The 15,002-nt window shown below is 34.4% G+C and carries 14 protein-coding genes; 6 read left to right on the plus strand and 8 right to left on the minus strand.

Going from position 1 to position 15,002, the window contains the following annotated elements; translation table 11 throughout:
• The first annotated feature begins 52 nt into the window (after positions 1-52).
• Positions 53-502, plus strand: a complete 450-nt coding sequence (locus tag PGOND44_RS01150) for a hypothetical protein (protein WP_003435006.1) — start codon at positions 53-55, stop codon at positions 500-502.
• Between the two features lie 268 nt (positions 503-770).
• On the opposite strand, the gene PGOND44_RS01155 is transcribed toward PGOND44_RS01150, so the two are convergent.
• Both PGOND44_RS01155 and rnr read right to left on the minus strand, forming a co-directional pair.
• The gene (locus PGOND44_RS01155) at positions 771-959 is read right to left on the minus strand and encodes a hypothetical protein (RefSeq protein ID WP_003435009.1); all 189 of its coding nucleotides are present in this window, start codon (positions 957-959) and stop codon (positions 771-773) included.
• A gap of 622 nt (positions 960-1,581) precedes the next feature.
• Positions 1,582-3,807 carry a ribonuclease R gene (rnr, locus tag PGOND44_RS01160; RefSeq protein ID WP_003435011.1) on the minus strand — a complete coding sequence of 742 codons (2,226 nt, stop codon included), beginning with the start codon at positions 3,805-3,807 and terminating at the stop codon, positions 1,582-1,584.
• 415 nt (positions 3,808-4,222) lie between these two features.
• Between rnr and PGOND44_RS01165 the strand changes: the two genes are divergently transcribed.
• From PGOND44_RS01165 to PGOND44_RS01180, 4 genes are all read left to right on the plus strand, one after another.
• A complete protein-coding gene (locus PGOND44_RS01165; protein ID WP_003435014.1) occupies positions 4,223-4,381 on the plus strand; it encodes a hypothetical protein in 159 nt (52 codons plus the stop codon).
• Positions 4,382-5,119: 738 nt separating this feature from the next.
• The gene (gene rpiB / locus PGOND44_RS01170; protein ID WP_003435018.1) at positions 5,120-5,551 is read left to right on the plus strand and encodes a ribose 5-phosphate isomerase B; all 432 of its coding nucleotides are present in this window, start codon (positions 5,120-5,122) and stop codon (positions 5,549-5,551) included.
• 6 nt (positions 5,552-5,557) lie between these two features.
• The gene (locus PGOND44_RS01175; RefSeq protein WP_003435021.1) at positions 5,558-6,454 is read left to right on the plus strand and encodes a cation diffusion facilitator family transporter; all 897 of its coding nucleotides are present in this window, start codon (positions 5,558-5,560) and stop codon (positions 6,452-6,454) included.
• A complete protein-coding gene (locus PGOND44_RS01180; RefSeq protein WP_003435023.1) occupies positions 6,454-6,900 on the plus strand; it encodes a GNAT family N-acetyltransferase in 447 nt (148 codons plus the stop codon). The genes PGOND44_RS01175 and PGOND44_RS01180 overlap by 1 nt, the downstream gene beginning before the upstream one ends.
• Positions 6,901-6,923: 23 nt before the next feature.
• Here PGOND44_RS01180 and PGOND44_RS01185 read toward each other — a convergent pair whose 3' ends face one another.
• The 3 genes from PGOND44_RS01185 to PGOND44_RS01195 form a co-directional block, all read right to left on the minus strand.
• Positions 6,924-8,546, minus strand: a complete 1,623-nt coding sequence (locus PGOND44_RS01185) for a S41 family peptidase (RefSeq protein ID WP_003435029.1) — start codon at positions 8,544-8,546, stop codon at positions 6,924-6,926.
• Complete coding sequence (gene rnpA / locus PGOND44_RS01190) at positions 8,546-8,902, minus strand: ribonuclease P protein component (RefSeq protein WP_003435031.1); 357 nt, start codon at positions 8,900-8,902, stop codon at positions 8,546-8,548. Before rnpA ends, PGOND44_RS01185 begins: the two co-directional genes overlap by 1 nt.
• Positions 8,903-8,972: 70 nt before the next feature.
• Complete coding sequence (locus PGOND44_RS01195) at positions 8,973-10,154, minus strand: phosphoglycerate kinase (protein WP_003435034.1); 1,182 nt, start codon at positions 10,152-10,154, stop codon at positions 8,973-8,975.
• Positions 10,155-10,233: 79 nt separating this feature from the next.
• On the opposite strand from PGOND44_RS01195, the gene PGOND44_RS01200 reads away from it, so the two are divergent.
• On the plus strand, positions 10,234-11,373 hold the full coding sequence (locus tag PGOND44_RS01200) for a DNA polymerase III subunit (RefSeq protein WP_003435037.1): 1,140 nt from the start codon (positions 10,234-10,236) through the stop codon (positions 11,371-11,373).
• 48 nt (positions 11,374-11,421) lie between these two features.
• Here PGOND44_RS01200 and PGOND44_RS01205 read toward each other — a convergent pair whose 3' ends face one another.
• From PGOND44_RS01205 to mnmG, 3 genes are all read right to left on the minus strand, one after another.
• On the minus strand, positions 11,422-11,979 hold the full coding sequence (locus PGOND44_RS01205) for an OmpH family outer membrane protein (protein ID WP_003435040.1): 558 nt from the start codon (positions 11,977-11,979) through the stop codon (positions 11,422-11,424).
• 306 nt (positions 11,980-12,285) lie between these two features.
• Positions 12,286-13,107 carry a class I SAM-dependent methyltransferase gene (locus tag PGOND44_RS01210; protein WP_003435046.1) on the minus strand — a complete coding sequence of 274 codons (822 nt, stop codon included), beginning with the start codon at positions 13,105-13,107 and terminating at the stop codon, positions 12,286-12,288.
• A gap of 22 nt (positions 13,108-13,129) precedes the next feature.
• Positions 13,130-15,001, minus strand: coding sequence for a tRNA uridine-5-carboxymethylaminomethyl(34) synthesis enzyme MnmG (gene mnmG / locus PGOND44_RS01215; RefSeq protein WP_003435049.1), 1,872 nt, complete (start codon positions 14,999-15,001; stop codon positions 13,130-13,132).
• Position 15,002 lies beyond the last annotated feature (1 nt).

Consider the following 15,002-nt stretch of genomic DNA (forward strand, 5'->3'; position numbering starts at 1 on the left):
TCCTATTTACGACTGAAGTAAAAGCGACTAAATTCTAAAATTACAATCCTATATGAGCACCAAACAGGACTTATATAACCAGTGTGTCCAACTTGTGGATGCACGGTTTAAAAGCATTCAACGTCACATCTCAGATATCCAAAACAGCCTGCTTTCAGAAACCAAAAGTAGCGCTGGTGATAAGCATGAAACTGGACGAGCTATGCTTCAACTAGAGCGTGAAAAAGCGGGTCGACAACTGGCTGAAATCAACAAACTGAGAACAGCGCTCTCTAAAATAAATATCGAAAAGAAACCAACATTAGTGGGCTTAGGGAGTCTGGTGTACACCTCAAAAGCTCATTACTTTATAGCCGTTAGCATAGGGGCTCTAAAGGGTGGTGACAATAGCTTCTATGCCATTTCACCTAGCACACCAATTGGAGAATTACTTATGGGTAAAACAGTGGGTGATGAGGTGTCGTTTAATGGCAATTCATTTGTTATTGAACAACTGCTTTAATCTTGTAAAACTTGGAGATTGAGGTTTTGGAAAGATGATAATGTATCAATACTAACTTTATTTTAAACAATAAAATCGGGCAACATTTAGGATTTTATCCTGTTTAAATATCCCTAAAGTGTCATAGACGTAATCCTGAATTTGTTTCAGGTTTTCTTTTGGTTAGTGTAGATTTTTGATGTCCAGATAGGTTGCTAAAACAAGTTCAGCATAACAAAATCGACTTGAAGAATGAATGTGGATATTGAATGATCTTTTATGTAAGTATTTATAAAGAAGATTCCTCATCTTCATGATGGGTAACTTGTTGCTTTATCAATAGCTTAAAATAATGCCGGTTTCGACGTTCTTTTTTATCAACACTCCGTTTATGCTTGCGTTTATCTTTTACAATTTCACCTAAATTATCTAGATCTTCAATGTCTTTAATGTCATTTACTGAGGTTCTTTTAGCCATAATAGAATAGGTGTAAACTGGTTATTTTTATAAATAGATAAAAATGTTAACAAGACATTTTAAATATAAGGTATTTCTTTTGGTAGCTAAATTCTCTCTTGTTTTCTTAAGAATTTATTAGATATTATAGAATAAATCATCACCGCCTTTAAGCTGCTGATCTACTTTTAAAATCTGACTTTAATTATTCATCTTTATCGTCTTGGATCATAAAGCGTTAAGAAATGTATCTATAAACATTCAGGTTAGTAAAGGCAAAATCAGAATAAAGAAAAAAAAATTGAGTTCTCCTTACATTCTTATAGCCCACGGTCAAAACCGTGGGTTAAAAATGGTACGTATCTATATTTATTAGATGAGTGTGGAAATGGATTAATTTTAAAACCGTTTAAACGGTTAAGCTTTCCTTACATTCTTATAGCCCAAGGTTAAAACCGTGGGCTATATATAGAAAATAAAGATTTAATGGTTAAAACCATTTAAGGCAAGGAAAAAAAATTGAAATAAACCTACCTATGAAGACTCTCAGGTAGGTTCTAGATGACAAATTATTCTTTATAAATCTATAAAAGGTTTTATATTGTTGGTTTTTTTTAAGTCCTATTTAAAAAATTTACTCCTCCTACAATTCGTTTTCTATGGCCACTTCTTCAACAGAACCTAGCAGTTCAAAATCTATAGTTCTTTTCACTAAGTCTGCTTTCTTAACGCGAACGTACACCTCGTCTCCAAGTTGATACATCTTCTTGGTGCGACGTCCTATAATAGCATAATGTTCTTCGTTAAAATCGTAGTGATCATCCGAAATATCTTTTAGTCGGACCATCCCTTCGCATTTGTTATCTGAGATTTCAATAAAGATTCCAAAATCTGTTACACCAGAAATAACCCCTTTATATTCGGTTTCTTCTTGGTCTTGGATATACTTGACTTGCATGTATTTAATGGAATCTCGCTCTGCATTGGTCGCTAGTTTTTCCATCTCACTAGAGTGCTTGCATTTCTCTTCATACTCCGTTTCACTCGCGCTTTGTTCCTTATCGATATAGCGTTGTAAAAGTCTGTGAGCCATGACATCTGGATAACGTCTTATCGGCGATGTAAAATGAGAGTAAAAGTCGAAAGCAAGGCCATAATGCCCAATATTTTGAGTAGAGTAGTAGGCTTTACTCATAGTTCTTATGGTAAGCGTATCTACAAGATTTTGTTCTTTTTTACCTTTTACATCTTCCAATAAACTATTTAGATTACTGGCAATTTTCTTTCTATTTTTAAAATCGATAGTATATCCAAATTTGGATACTACTGTATTTAAGGCTTCCAATCTGTCCTCTTGAGGTTCGTCGTGGCAACGGTACACAAAGGTTTTTGGGGGTTTGCGTTTCCCTATAAATTCAGATACTTTTCTATTGGCCAAAAGCATAAATTCTTCTATCAATTTATTCGCATCCTGACTTGTTTTCACATAGACCCCTTTAGGGTTATTGTCTTCGTCCAAATGGAATTTAACTTCCACCTTATCAAAAGAAATAGCGCCTTGGTTCATACGCTCTTTACGCATGGTTTTGGCGAGGGTGTTTAACGTCGTTATAGCGTCAACTAATTCTGGCTGGATGTCGTAGGCTTTCTTAGACAACGATATATCTGCTGGAATGTGTTTATCTTCAGAATCGATAACAAATTGAGCTTCTTCGTAAGCAAAACGCGCATCGGAATAGGTCACCGTTCTTCCAAACCATTCACTCTTCACATCTCCTTTTGGCGTTAATTCAAATAAAGCTGAAAAGGTGTATTTTTCTTCATTGGGTCTAAGGGAACAAGCTCCATTCGATAAAATTTCTGGTAGCATAGGCACCACACGATCTACCAAATAAATAGAAGTTGCTCTGTTGTAGGCTTCCTCATCCAAAATAGTTCCTGGCTGAACGTAATGTGCAACATCGGCAATATGAATCCCTATTTCATAATTACCATTGCTCATTTTTTTGAAACTTAAGGCATCATCATAATCTTTGGCATCTGCAGGATCTATGGTAAAGGTGAGGGTATCTCTTAGGTCTCTTCGTTTCTTTATTTCTGAAGAATGAATTTTGGTATCTATACCATTAGCAAATTCTTCTACTTCGGCTGGAAATTGTTCTGGTAAACCATAGCCCGCTAAAATGGCATGCATTTCTGTATTGTGTTCTCCAGGAACTCCAAGAACTTCTGTGATCTCTCCTTTTGGTGAATCGTCTTTGTCCTTCCATTGTAAAATCCTCACTTTTACAAGAAGTCCATCTTTGGCATCGTGCATTTTGTCATTGGGCACAAAAATATCGGTGTACATTTTTGAATTACCCACGACAACAAAACCAAATTTCTCCTGCTTGTGTAAAACTCCTACAAAATCGGTTTTATAACGCGTAAGTATAGAAATAACTTCGCCTTCTGACTTGGATTTTTCTTTTTTCTTGAAGACGTAAATTTTAACTTCATCCCCATCCAAAGCGTGATTCAAATTCTTGTTTGAAATATAGACGTCTTGTTCCATATCCTCTACCACCACATAAGCATCTCCACGAGACGTCATATCGATAATTCCGGTATGAAAGTCATCTATAGCCGCGAACTGAAATTTTTTGTCTTCAATATGCTTTAATTGGCCTTTAGCAGTTAGTTGTCCTAATAGACGAATAACAGAATTTCTAGTCTTAGTATCGTCAATTTTTAACTTTTCTAGGATGTATTTAAAATCAAATCCTTTTTCTGGTTGTTTTTTGAAGAGGTCTAAAATTTGCTTTGATAAGCCTCCATCCCGATCGGGTGTTGACTGGAAGGGCTTTTTCCCTTTTTTCTTTTTACTCATAAATATTTAATATAATCTTGGTTAAAAGTAAGATAATATAATTTGAAACTAGAATTGCTGTACTAAATCTTTGTTAAGTCCACAACACTAATGATTTAACAATTAATTAATGTTAAATTTTCTATTTATTAGCTTTAATTTAATGTCAATTGTTAAATATTTTATAAATTTGACATCTTTATATTCAATATGTCAAAAACTACCAAAATATATATAGCTTTTTTACTGATTTTTTTGGTAGGATTCTTTTTGATATATATATACATTAAATTATTTTTAGATCAGCAACTTACTTCTGTTGATGCTGAATTGGTTTCTCCTATTAGTGTGGCTTTAGATTCCCTTCAATAAAGCATAAAACTCAACTAAACTTCTTATCAAGTCTAACTTTATTTCTTACTTTTAGAATAAAAATATGAATGAATTTATTCAGTTAGCCGTTTTCACCTATCCTCACGAATATACCGTTTTAAAACTACTGCTCGAAAAAGAAGACATTAGATTCTTCTTTCAAAATGAAACCGTTATTGGTGTTATCCCATTTATTCTAACGCGCTTGGTGGTATTTTTTTAAAAGTACATCCAGAAGATCTAAAGGAAGCTAAAAAAATCCTTGAAGATTATAATTTTGAAAACCATCTTCATATTGTTTAATATCCCGAGTTAAATTTAAATCTATCCCTCATTATTCTTCACTTAAAATCTATTTATTATTTTTTCTATTTTTAAAGTTATCCACACTATATATTAATCATCATTATTTTTTTTAAAATTTAAATTAAACATGATGACTATTATTGTCCGTGTACAACTGGAAAACTTTTTCTTATTAAATTTTGATTCTAACTAAATCTAGTTTATTCACAATTTCCTGTCCCTATCTTTAGTATTTAAAGTCTTGATTTTTACAGACCTATTATAAAGTTATCCACAGTTTATTATTTACTTTCCACAGGTTTCTACTAACAAGTTTTTTGTGAATAAGTGTGGAAAACTTTCTTTACTGAACGCAAAACTTTTTCGAAAACAAGTTTCAAAATATTTTGTTAAATCACATTTTTGTCTATCTGATTTTTTGATTTGAAATACCTAATTATGCCCTCACTTTTTTTACATAAGTTATCCACATTATCTTTAAATTTGAAGTCTAACAAACTGATACAAATACAAAGTTTTCCACAATTTATGGATAAGTATTATTTATGTCTACAACACGTTTAGAAACAATAGGTTAACTTTTATCTTGTTTATATCAAGATTTTTTTATTGAATAAACCTTAACTTTGTTTTCCAACCTTATAACTATATACTTATGACAATTTCAATTGGCAATGATCATGCTGGGACGTCTTATAAAAATAAGATTGTAAGCTATCTAAAGTCTCAAAATATTGAAGTACATAACCATGGTACTAATACTGAGGTTAGCGTGGATTATCCTGATTTCGTTCACCCTGTTGCTACAGATGTTGAAGATGGAGTATCAAATTTAGGAATTATTATTTGTGGAAGTGGTAATGGAGCCAACATGACTGCCAATAAACACCAAGGGATACGTTCTGCACTTTGCTGGACTAGTGAGTTGGTAGCTTTAGCCAAACAGCATAATAATGCTAATGTGTTGAGTATTCCATCAAGATTTGTTTCTGAAGAAGAAGCTCTAGATTTTGTAAAAGTATTTTTGAAGACTCCTTTTGAAGGTGGTCGTCATCAACTTAGAGTCAATAAAATTGCTTGTCATTAGTTTATTTTGAGTCATAACCGTTCACACCAAAGGTCACAAACCAATCTCCTTGTTTCTATATTCCTCAATATAGGAATTACTGTCGCGCAAATTATAGGTGGAATTATTAGTGGGAGTTTAGCTTTACTTTCTGATGCTCTTCATAATTTTACAGATGTTGTATCTCTTATCATCAGTTATGTAGCTTCAAAATATGCCAAGAAGAGTGCAACTTCCAATAAAACCTTTGGTTATAAACGGGCAGAAATAATTGCTGCCTTTGTTAATTCTGCCAGTCTTGTTATCATAGCTATTATTCTTATTAAAGAATCTGTTGTACGATTTTTAGATCCTCAAGTTATCGATTCCACTCTTGTGATTTGGCTTTCTGCGGTAGCCATTATTGGCAACGGTTTTAGCGTTTTACTTCTTTTAAAAGATAGAAAGTCCAATATGAATATTGCTTCTGCCTATTTTCATTTACTTACCGATATGTTGGCTTCTGTAGCTGTTCTTGTTGGTGGTATTTTAATGAAGTATTATGAGGTCTATTGGCTGGACAGTCTACTTACGGCGGCTATTGCTATCTATCTTATTTTTGTAGGCTTACAACTTTTTAAAAATTCATTTAAAGTTTTAATGCTTTTTACGCCTAGTACTATTGAAATTGAAGACATTGTGGCTCGAATTAATAAATTATCGACCGTTAAAAACATGCACCATGTTCACATCTGGCAATTGAATGAAGATGAAGTACACCTAGAGGCCGAAATTGATTTCGATAAGGATATTACTCTTTCAGAATTTGATAAGATTTTAGTAGACATAGAAGATATACTTCTTTCTGAATTTGGAATCAATCACATCAATATTCAACCTGAATTCAATAAAACAGATAATAAAAATATTATAGTTCAAGATTAATGACCATAGAAATTCTCCCTTTTTCAAAACTTACTTCAACACAGGTTTATGATCTTCTCCAGTTAAGATCTGAAGTCTTTGTGGTTGAACAAGACTGTGTGTATCAAGATATAGATGGTTTTGATGATAAAGCCTATCATGTGTTATTCTATGAGGATAAAACAGTAGTGGCTTATTCTAGAATACTACCTCCAGGAGCTTATTTTGAGGAATTAAGTATCGGAAGAGTTATTGTAAAGGCTACTCACAGAAAATTAAATTTAGGACATGATTTAATGGATAGAAGTATACTTTTTTGCAATGCCAACTATCCAAAAGCAATCATCAAAATTTCTGCTCAGCAGTACTTAATTAAGTTCTATGAATCTCATGGATTTCAAATTGATGGTGAAGGATATCTAGAAGATGGTATTCCCCATATTGGAATGAAACTAATGGGAAGTTGAATTTTAATTTAGACCATTTATTTCTAAAATCCTAAAATCTCTTTATATTTTGCTTTATCATTTAAGGTTTGTATCGCTTGTTTGATGACTTCGCCTTCTCGTGTATAGTAATTGTAAACAGCCTCATCGTAGCCAAGCTTTCTAATGATAGCTTCAGTTAATAACCTTTGAAAAGTTTCTGACTCTTCTTCCAAAAGATTTTCTTTTTCCTTTTGGAGGGTTTCCTTCAGCTCAACAAGCGAGCTTTCTATAGATTTTAAGAACTTTTCGGTTGTAGCCATCTGCTCAAGCTCTTTGATTTTTTGATCAGTTTTTGTTTCAAATTCAAAGTCTCTTTTCTGAATAAACTTTTTAAAATCATTTATTATACTCGTATTCATCTTAAAGCTTTCAAGAGTTAATCCCTCATTTTCATTAACATATGTATTGGCAAAATCGAAAATCAAGTTCTTTTTAATAACGTCTTTTACCAGTTCACTTTCTTTTTCTACATCAACTTCTATATCTGGTCTTACACCACCACCATCGTAAACACTTCTTCCATTTTTGGTCTTGAACTCCGTATATCCATCCTTATTTTTTCTTATGCTTTTCCCATTCAGATAATCCAAAGCCTGTATACATCTTCCACTAGGTGTATAATATCTTGAAATCGTTATTTTAGCTTGTGTTCCGTAGTTTAATTTTTTGGGTCTTTGCACGAGCCCTTTTCCAAAACTCCTACTGCCTATTACTACTCCACGGTCCAAATCTTGTAAGCTGCCAGAAACAATTTCACTAGCTGAGGCACTATTTTCATTAATTAAAACGGCCACAGGAATCTCTGTATCTAGGGCTTTATTTTGAGTTGCGTAGGTTTGATTATATTTCTCTATAGCCGATTTTGTAAAGGTGACTGTCGTTCCTTTTTCAATAAAAACATTACTCACGTTTACTGCTTCCGATAATAAACCGCCTGGATTATTTCTTAGGTCTAGTACTATTTGAGTTGCCCCTTTTGTCTTTAAGTCCTGAAAGGCTTCAATAACTTCTGAAGACGCAGACCGTGTAAATTGAGAAAGTACGATATACCCAGTATTATCTTCTAAAAGTTTATAAAAAGGCACTGCTTTTAGGTTAACAACACCTCTCTTTAAGGTGATTTTCTTAGTTGTAGTATGACGTTTTAACTCCAAAACAACTTCAGAATCTGGAGCACCCTTTAGCAACTCTCCGGCATCTTCATTATAGTCCTTTACTTGTATATCTCCAATCTTGAGAATTTCATCCCCAATTTTTAAACCTGCTTTATCTGCAGGGGATGCTTTGATAATATTCTTGATAAGAATAGCATCAGATTTACTTATGATATCTGCTCCAATTCCCGTATAATTCCCCGAGTTACGTATTCTGGCATTTTGTATTTCCTGTTCATTCCAATACACAGTGTAGGGATCTAAATCCTCCAGCATAGCTTCTATAGCTGTATTCATCAAGTCTGCTGGATTTACTTCATCCACATAATTCATATTCACCTCCTTATACAGATTTGTAAAGATTTCAATCTGTTTAGCAATTTCAAAGAAATCGTTTTTATAGGTTGTAAATCCGTAAGAAGTCACTGCTATTATAGCAGTGAGTACAACAAGTTTTATGCGCTTTATCATTACTTTATTTCGTTTAGCAAAGTATGTACTACTTTGTGAATTTTTTCAGACCCTAAATGAGTTTTCCCTATATAGAGTATCATAATCGAATGGTTTTTACCTTTATTCGTCAATTGACCTTTATGTAATCGGTAAGCCTCTCTCAATTGCCTTTTAATCCTATTGCGATCTACGGCATTTTTAAAATTTCGCTTAGATACGCTTACGCCTACTTGTGGATATTCCAGGTCATTCTCCACATATCGAATTAAAATGGGGTAAGTTTTTATAGATTCACCTTGTTCAAATATGTATTTGATTATTTTTCTGGATTTTAGTTTCTCCTTTTTTGGATACGTAAACAAAGGTTCAGGCATAGTTATAAACTAAAAAAGCAATATCCATCAGGTTTAAAGATATTGCTTTGTAAATGAATATGAGTTATTTTTATTTTAAAGCTTCAATGCCCGGTAAGCTTTTTCCTTCTAGCATTTCCAACATTGCTCCTCCTCCTGTAGACACGTAGCTTACTTTAGTATCGAACCCAAATTTCTTGGCTGCCGAGACACTGTCACCACCGCCTACAAGAGAAAAGGCTCCCTTTTCTGTTGCATTTGCTATGGCTTCGCCTAGAGCTATGGTTCCTTTAGAAAAGGTATCCATTTCAAAAACGCCTAGTGGACCATTCCACAAAATTATTTTTGACTCTGCTATGACTTTTGCAAAATTGTCTCTCGATTGTGGTCCAGCATCTAATCCCATCCAACCCTCTGTAATATTTGTAATATCTTCAATCTTGGTCTCAGAATCGTTGTCAAATTCCTGAGTCACTATACTATCCACGGGTAAATGTACTTTTACATTTTTTTCTTCGCCTTTTTTTAAAATCTCTAAGGCTAGTTCTAGCTTATCATCTTCAACTAAAGATTCTCCAATATGACCACCTTTTGCTTTCACAAACGTAAAAGCCATACCGCCTCCAATGATGAGGTGATCAACCTTAGCTAGAATATTCTCGATCACAGTAATTTTTGAAGATACTTTAGCTCCACCGAGAACTGCAGTCACTGGCTTTTCATTAGAATTTAGAACTTTATCTAGACTTTCAATTTCTTTCTGAAGTAAGTAGCCCATGGCTTTATCTTCAAAGAACTTTGCAACGACTGTCGTGGAGGCATGTGCTCTATGAGCTGTGCCAAAGGCGTCGTTTACGTAAATATCTCCAAGCTTAGAGAGCTTTTCGGCGAATGCTTCATCTCCTTTTTTCTCTTCTGGGTAAAACCTCAGATTCTCTAGAAGTAAGATTTCTCCGGGTTTTAAGGTTTCAAAAGCTTCTTCTACTTTTTTTCCGATACAGTCTTCAATAAATTTCACCTTCACTCCCAAAACATCAGAAACCTCAGATTCTATATGTTTTAAAGAATATTTTTCTTCCTTGCCTTCTGGTCGTCCCAGATGTGACATTAGAATTGCACTTCCGCCGTCTTCAAGTATTTTTATAATTGTTGGTTTTGCTCCTTCAATTCTGCTTTTATCTGCTACTTCAAGCTCCTTATTTAAAGGTACATTGAAGTCTACTCTTATTAATGCTTTTTTATCCTTAAAATTATAATCGTCAATTGTCTTCATGAATTTTCATTTTATGAATGAGTTTCAAATTTAATTAAATATTTTTTCAAATGGACACTGGCTTTGTTATTTTAGCGACATGAGATTTGAAGATATCTTAGGCTTACAACACCTCAAAAACCATCTGGTTTCTAGTGTAGAAAATAACCGTGTTGCTCACGCACAACTTTTTACGGGCTCTATAGGGTCTGGTACTTTACCAATGGCTATTGCTTTCGCTAGGACTTTGATGATAAAGTACTCCAGCCCTTTAAAGATAGACCGTATTTCTAGAAGTTTTGATCAACTTACCCATCCTGATTTGCACTTTGTTTATCCTATTAATAACACAACTTCTTCCCCAAAGAAGCCGAATTCTCAAGACTTTATCACAGATTGGCGCTCATTTCTATCTCACAGCCCCTATCAAAACCTCTATGATTGGTATCAAAAAGTTGGTATTGAGAAAAAGCAAGGGAACATCAATGTCGATGAAGCCGCTCATATTGTGAAATTATTATCGCTCAAATCTTATGAAGGTGGCCCTAAAGTGATGATTATTTGGTGCGCCGATAAAATGAATACAGCCGCCTCCAATAAACTGTTGAAGTTGATTGAGGAACCGCCCAATAATACTTACTTCATTCTAATTACCGATTCACCTGAAGATATTCTTCAAACTATTCGCTCTAGATGTCAGCGTCTAGATTTTCCCCCTATTGGCGAAGCTGACATTGTGAAGGGATTATCGGCTAAATTTAATCTTACTAAATCAGAAGCCCTTAAAATCGCTCACCAAGCTGATGGGAGTTTCTCCAAAGCTGTTCATCTGGCCGAACATAACTCAGACGATGAACTTTTTGAAAAGTGGTTTATTACTTGGGTGCGTAGTGCCTTTAGAGCTAAAGGAAACAAGCATGTGGTGACGGATTTATTAGACTGGTCGGACCAACTCTCTAGAGAAAGTCGGGAGACTCAAAAGCGTTTCTTGATTTATTGCATTCAGTTTTTCCGTCAAGCTTTGCTTAGTAATTATAAGGTTGACTCTTTGGTCTATTTAACCCCTTATGACTCCAAATTCAAGTTCAATAAGTTTTCAGAGTTTATCTCCGGTGCTAATATTATCGATATCTTCAAAGTCCTTGAAGATGCTAGTTTCCATATTGAAAGAAATGGGAATGCAAAGATGATTTTTTCAGACCTTTCTTTTCAACTGACTCGTCTGTTACACAAAAAATAAAGCCAACTGAATAGTTGGCTTTATAGTTATACAAATTTGGATTAGGGTTTACTCCTCAGTACTTTCCGTTTCCATTGACTCTTTCTCTGTAGAGTCACTTTCTTTTTCTTCACCATTAATTTCTTCTAAAACATCTTCTGTAATATCTAAGCCTTCTTTAGCATACATGATGTTGGCTGATTCATTAGAACCGAAGATATAAGCATATCCTTTATCTTTTCCATATTCGCCAACGTATTCTTTGACTTCTTCAATTAAAGAATCAATGGCCTGATCGCTTTCTTGTCTCAGCATCTGACTTTTTTGCTGTTGTCTCTGTTGAAGCATTTGTTGCTTTTGAACTAACTCCCCTTGACGTCTTTCTCTTTCCTGAGTAGACATGCTTTTCATGTTACTTTGGAATTCTTGAACTTCCTGTTGAAATATTGCAGCAATAGAATCTAGTTCGTCCGACAAGGCTTTACTCTTTTTCTCAAATCTGGCTTCAGTAGTTTTCATTTTATTGTACTCTTGTATCAAGACTGTGTTATCGACGTAAGCCGTTTTTTCTCCTTGACAAGACATAAGTGAAACCACTAGTGTTAAGCTAAATAGTATTTTTTTCATAAGGTTTTAAATTTTGACAAATGTAAAAAAGTAAATGAGCCCTCAAACAAAATTTATGATAAGAAATAACTATTGAAATATTATAACCATAACTTTAACTTATTTATAAAGAGCTGTTTATTTCAATTTTAAGGGCTTTTATATTATCTAATAATGTCATTCACCTAAATGAGCTCAAAAGCCTCAAATTTTTGAATTATAGGCTTTAAAGGCTTGTCTCTTACTTCATTTAATAATTACAAGCAAATCTTTTTCAATGTTGACTTCATTTTATAATATATTATCGATTTATATTTCTAGATAGGTTTAGTGATCCTTTTTCATCACAAATATATTTGAGGAGTATTCTTCAGATATTTTTGCTTTACGATTGGATTTCCACCCTCTATACAAGCCTTTCACTTTATGGTTCCCTTTATAAGATTCGGAAACCATTGAAATATAATAGGCATCAAAAGACATCGGCCTTATTTGTATTAATTCTAAATTAAGCAGGTCTGCAATGGTAGAGAGGTCTTGTTTTTTAAAATGCCATAAATGTCTAGGGACATCCCAAGCCGCCCATTTTTCCTTATAGTAACAGGCGTCGTAAGATTTATAATTTGGCACTGCAATAACCAATAGTCCTCCTGAATTTAATTTTGCCTTTAAGTTTTCAAGTACCTTAATGTAATCTTCAACATGTTCCAAAACATGAAATAAAGTAATAGCATCAAAAGTTCCATCAACCTTATTTAAGTCCTTGTAGATTTTAATGTCAGTCTTTTCAGCCTGTTCAAAGGCTTTTTGTGTGGGCTCGACACCAGTACTTCTAATCCCTTTTTTTGAGAGATAAGAGACAAAATCACCTGTACCACATCCAAAATCTAGAACTGACTTTATTCCCGGGTGGTTAAGTCTTAAAATCTCGAGTTTCCTTTTAAACATCATAGACTTTACTAAATCATAAATTAAATCCATAAAGGAATTGCTCTTCTCCTTATGAGAGATATAGTCTTTAAATTCGTAGTACTTATCCAACTGTTCAGGTTTAGGCTGAGTTGCTAGTACTCCCAGTTTGTCCCTTTTGAGTTTAAAACTTTCTTTAGTAAAAGCTTCATCTTTTATGTTCATTTCTGTTACATCCATACGTATTGTTCCACGTGGAACATTATCTTCCCATATGTACCAAAAGGACAGAAACGTCACTCGGATTTACTCCGCTAACCCGGGAAGCTTGAGAGATGGTTCTAGGTTTAATCTTGGTCAGTTTTTCTCTAGCTTCAAGAGACATAGACTTTAATCCATTATAGTTGAAATGTTCAGGGATTCTTACATTTTCAAGTCTGTTTAACTTATCAGCATTTAGCTTTTCTTTTTCGATATAACCAGCATATTTCACTTGCACTTCTACTTGCTCAAGTACCTCATTGCCTAAGTTGTTTTCTGTAATATGTTTCTCTACTTTTTCTAACTTTCGCATATCTTCCATCACGATATTTGGCCTTGCCAATATTTTAAAAAGCTTTCCTTGTTGATCGACCTTCGAGGATTTTTTACTTTCCAAAATAGGATTAATTTCATCTGTAGTAACACTCTGATTTTTGAAAAACTCTACAAAGGCTTCAGATTTCTTCTTCTTATCCTCCATCACTTTCATTCGTTCAGCAGAGGCCAAACCAACGTGATATGATTTTGCAGTTAATCTAAAGTCAGCATTATCTTGTCGTAATAATGTTCTGTATTCTGCTCTAGACGTAAACATTCTATAAGGTTCTTCTGTGCCTTTGGTGATGAGGTCATCAATTAACACACCAATGTAAGCTTCACTTCTAGTGAGTATAAAATCTTCCTCTCCTTGTACTTTAAGGGCGGCATTCATACCGGCAATCAAACCTTGAGAGGCTGCTTCTTCGTAACCTGTTGTTCCATTGATTTGTCCAGCAAAATATAAACCCTCTACAAGTTTAGTTTCTAAGGTGTGTCTTAATTGTGTTGGTGGAAAATAATCATATTCTATGGCATAGCCTGGTCTAAAGAATTTTACGTTCTCAAATCCTTTCACTAGTTTTAAGGCTTCATACTGTATGTCCTCGGGTAAAGAGGTAGAAAACCCATTGACGTAATATTCTACGGTATTCCATCCTTCAGGCTCCACAAACATTTGATGTCTTTCTTTATCCGCAAATTTGTGTATTTTATCTTCAATACTTGGGCAGTATCTAGGACCAGTGCTTTGTATGGCGCCATTAAACATTGGAGATCTATCAAAGCCTTCTCTTAATAAATTATGTACTTCTGGAGAGGTATAAGTCATCCAGCAGCTTCTTTGTTTCTCGAGTGGCTTCGTTTCACTAGAATAAGAAAATTTCCAAGGTTTTTCGTCTCCTGGTTGTTCTTCTATTTTAGAAAAGTCTAGTGATCTTCCATCTACTCTTGGAGGAGTTCCTGTTTTCATTCGTCCAGCTTCAAAACCCAATTCAACAAGTTCTGCCGTCATCCCCGTAGAAGCTCTTTCTCCTGCTCGACCACCACCAAAGTTTTTATTACCGATATGGATTAATCCATTTAAGAATGTACCATTGGTTAATATGACCGTTTTAGCTTTGATTTCTAATCCTAGTGATGTTTTTACTCCCACTACTTTATGGTCTTCTACCATCAATCCAGAAACCATTTCTTGATAAAAATCTAAGTTTTGAGTTTGTTCTAACTTCTCTCTCCAGTGTTGTGAAAATAGCATACGGTCACTTTGAACTCTTGGACTCCACATCGCAGGTCCTTTAGATTTATTCAACATCTTAAATTGAATAGCACTCGTGTCCGAAACAATTCCACTGTATCCGCCCAGGGCATCAATTTCTCTTAGGATTTGCCCCTTAGCAATTCCACCCATAGCCGGATTACAAGACATCTGGGCTATGTTCTGCAAATTCATGGTCACTAGCAAGGTGCTACTTCCCATATTTGCTGCTGCTGCTGCTGCTTCACTTCCTGCGTGACCAGCTCCTACTACAATAACATCGTACGTATCTTTAAACATA

The sequence above is a fragment of the Psychroflexus gondwanensis ACAM 44 genome, assembly GCF_000355905.1.
Classification (GTDB): Bacteria; Bacteroidota; Bacteroidia; order Flavobacteriales; family Flavobacteriaceae; genus Psychroflexus; species Psychroflexus gondwanensis.

Coding starts and splice junctions, on each gene's coding strand:
- PGOND44_RS01150 (WP_003435006.1), top strand. CDS start 53: ATGAGCACCAAACAGGACTTATATAACCAGTGTGTCCAACTTGTGGAT.
- PGOND44_RS01155 (WP_003435009.1), bottom strand. CDS start 959: ATGGCTAAAAGAACCTCAGTAAATGACATTAAAGACATTGAAGATCTA.
- rnr (WP_003435011.1), bottom strand. CDS start 3,807: ATGAGTAAAAAGAAAAAAGGGAAAAAGCCCTTCCAGTCAACACCCGAT.
- PGOND44_RS01165 (WP_003435014.1), top strand. CDS start 4,223: ATGAATGAATTTATTCAGTTAGCCGTTTTCACCTATCCTCACGAATAT.
- rpiB (WP_003435018.1), top strand. CDS start 5,120: ATGACAATTTCAATTGGCAATGATCATGCTGGGACGTCTTATAAAAAT.
- PGOND44_RS01180 (WP_003435023.1), top strand. CDS start 6,454: ATGACCATAGAAATTCTCCCTTTTTCAAAACTTACTTCAACACAGGTT.
- PGOND44_RS01185 (WP_003435029.1), bottom strand. CDS start 8,546: ATGATAAAGCGCATAAAACTTGTTGTACTCACTGCTATAATAGCAGTG.
- rnpA (WP_003435031.1), bottom strand. CDS start 8,902: ATGCCTGAACCTTTGTTTACGTATCCAAAAAAGGAGAAACTAAAATCC.
- PGOND44_RS01195 (WP_003435034.1), bottom strand. CDS start 10,154: ATGAAGACAATTGACGATTATAATTTTAAGGATAAAAAAGCATTAATA.
- PGOND44_RS01200 (WP_003435037.1), top strand. CDS start 10,234: ATGAGATTTGAAGATATCTTAGGCTTACAACACCTCAAAAACCATCTG.
- PGOND44_RS01205 (WP_003435040.1), bottom strand. CDS start 11,979: ATGAAAAAAATACTATTTAGCTTAACACTAGTGGTTTCACTTATGTCT.
- PGOND44_RS01210 (WP_003435046.1), bottom strand. CDS start 13,107: ATGGATGTAACAGAAATGAACATAAAAGATGAAGCTTTTACTAAAGAA.
- mnmG (WP_003435049.1), bottom strand. CDS start 15,001: ATGTTTAAAGATACGTACGATGTTATTGTAGTAGGAGCTGGTCACGCA.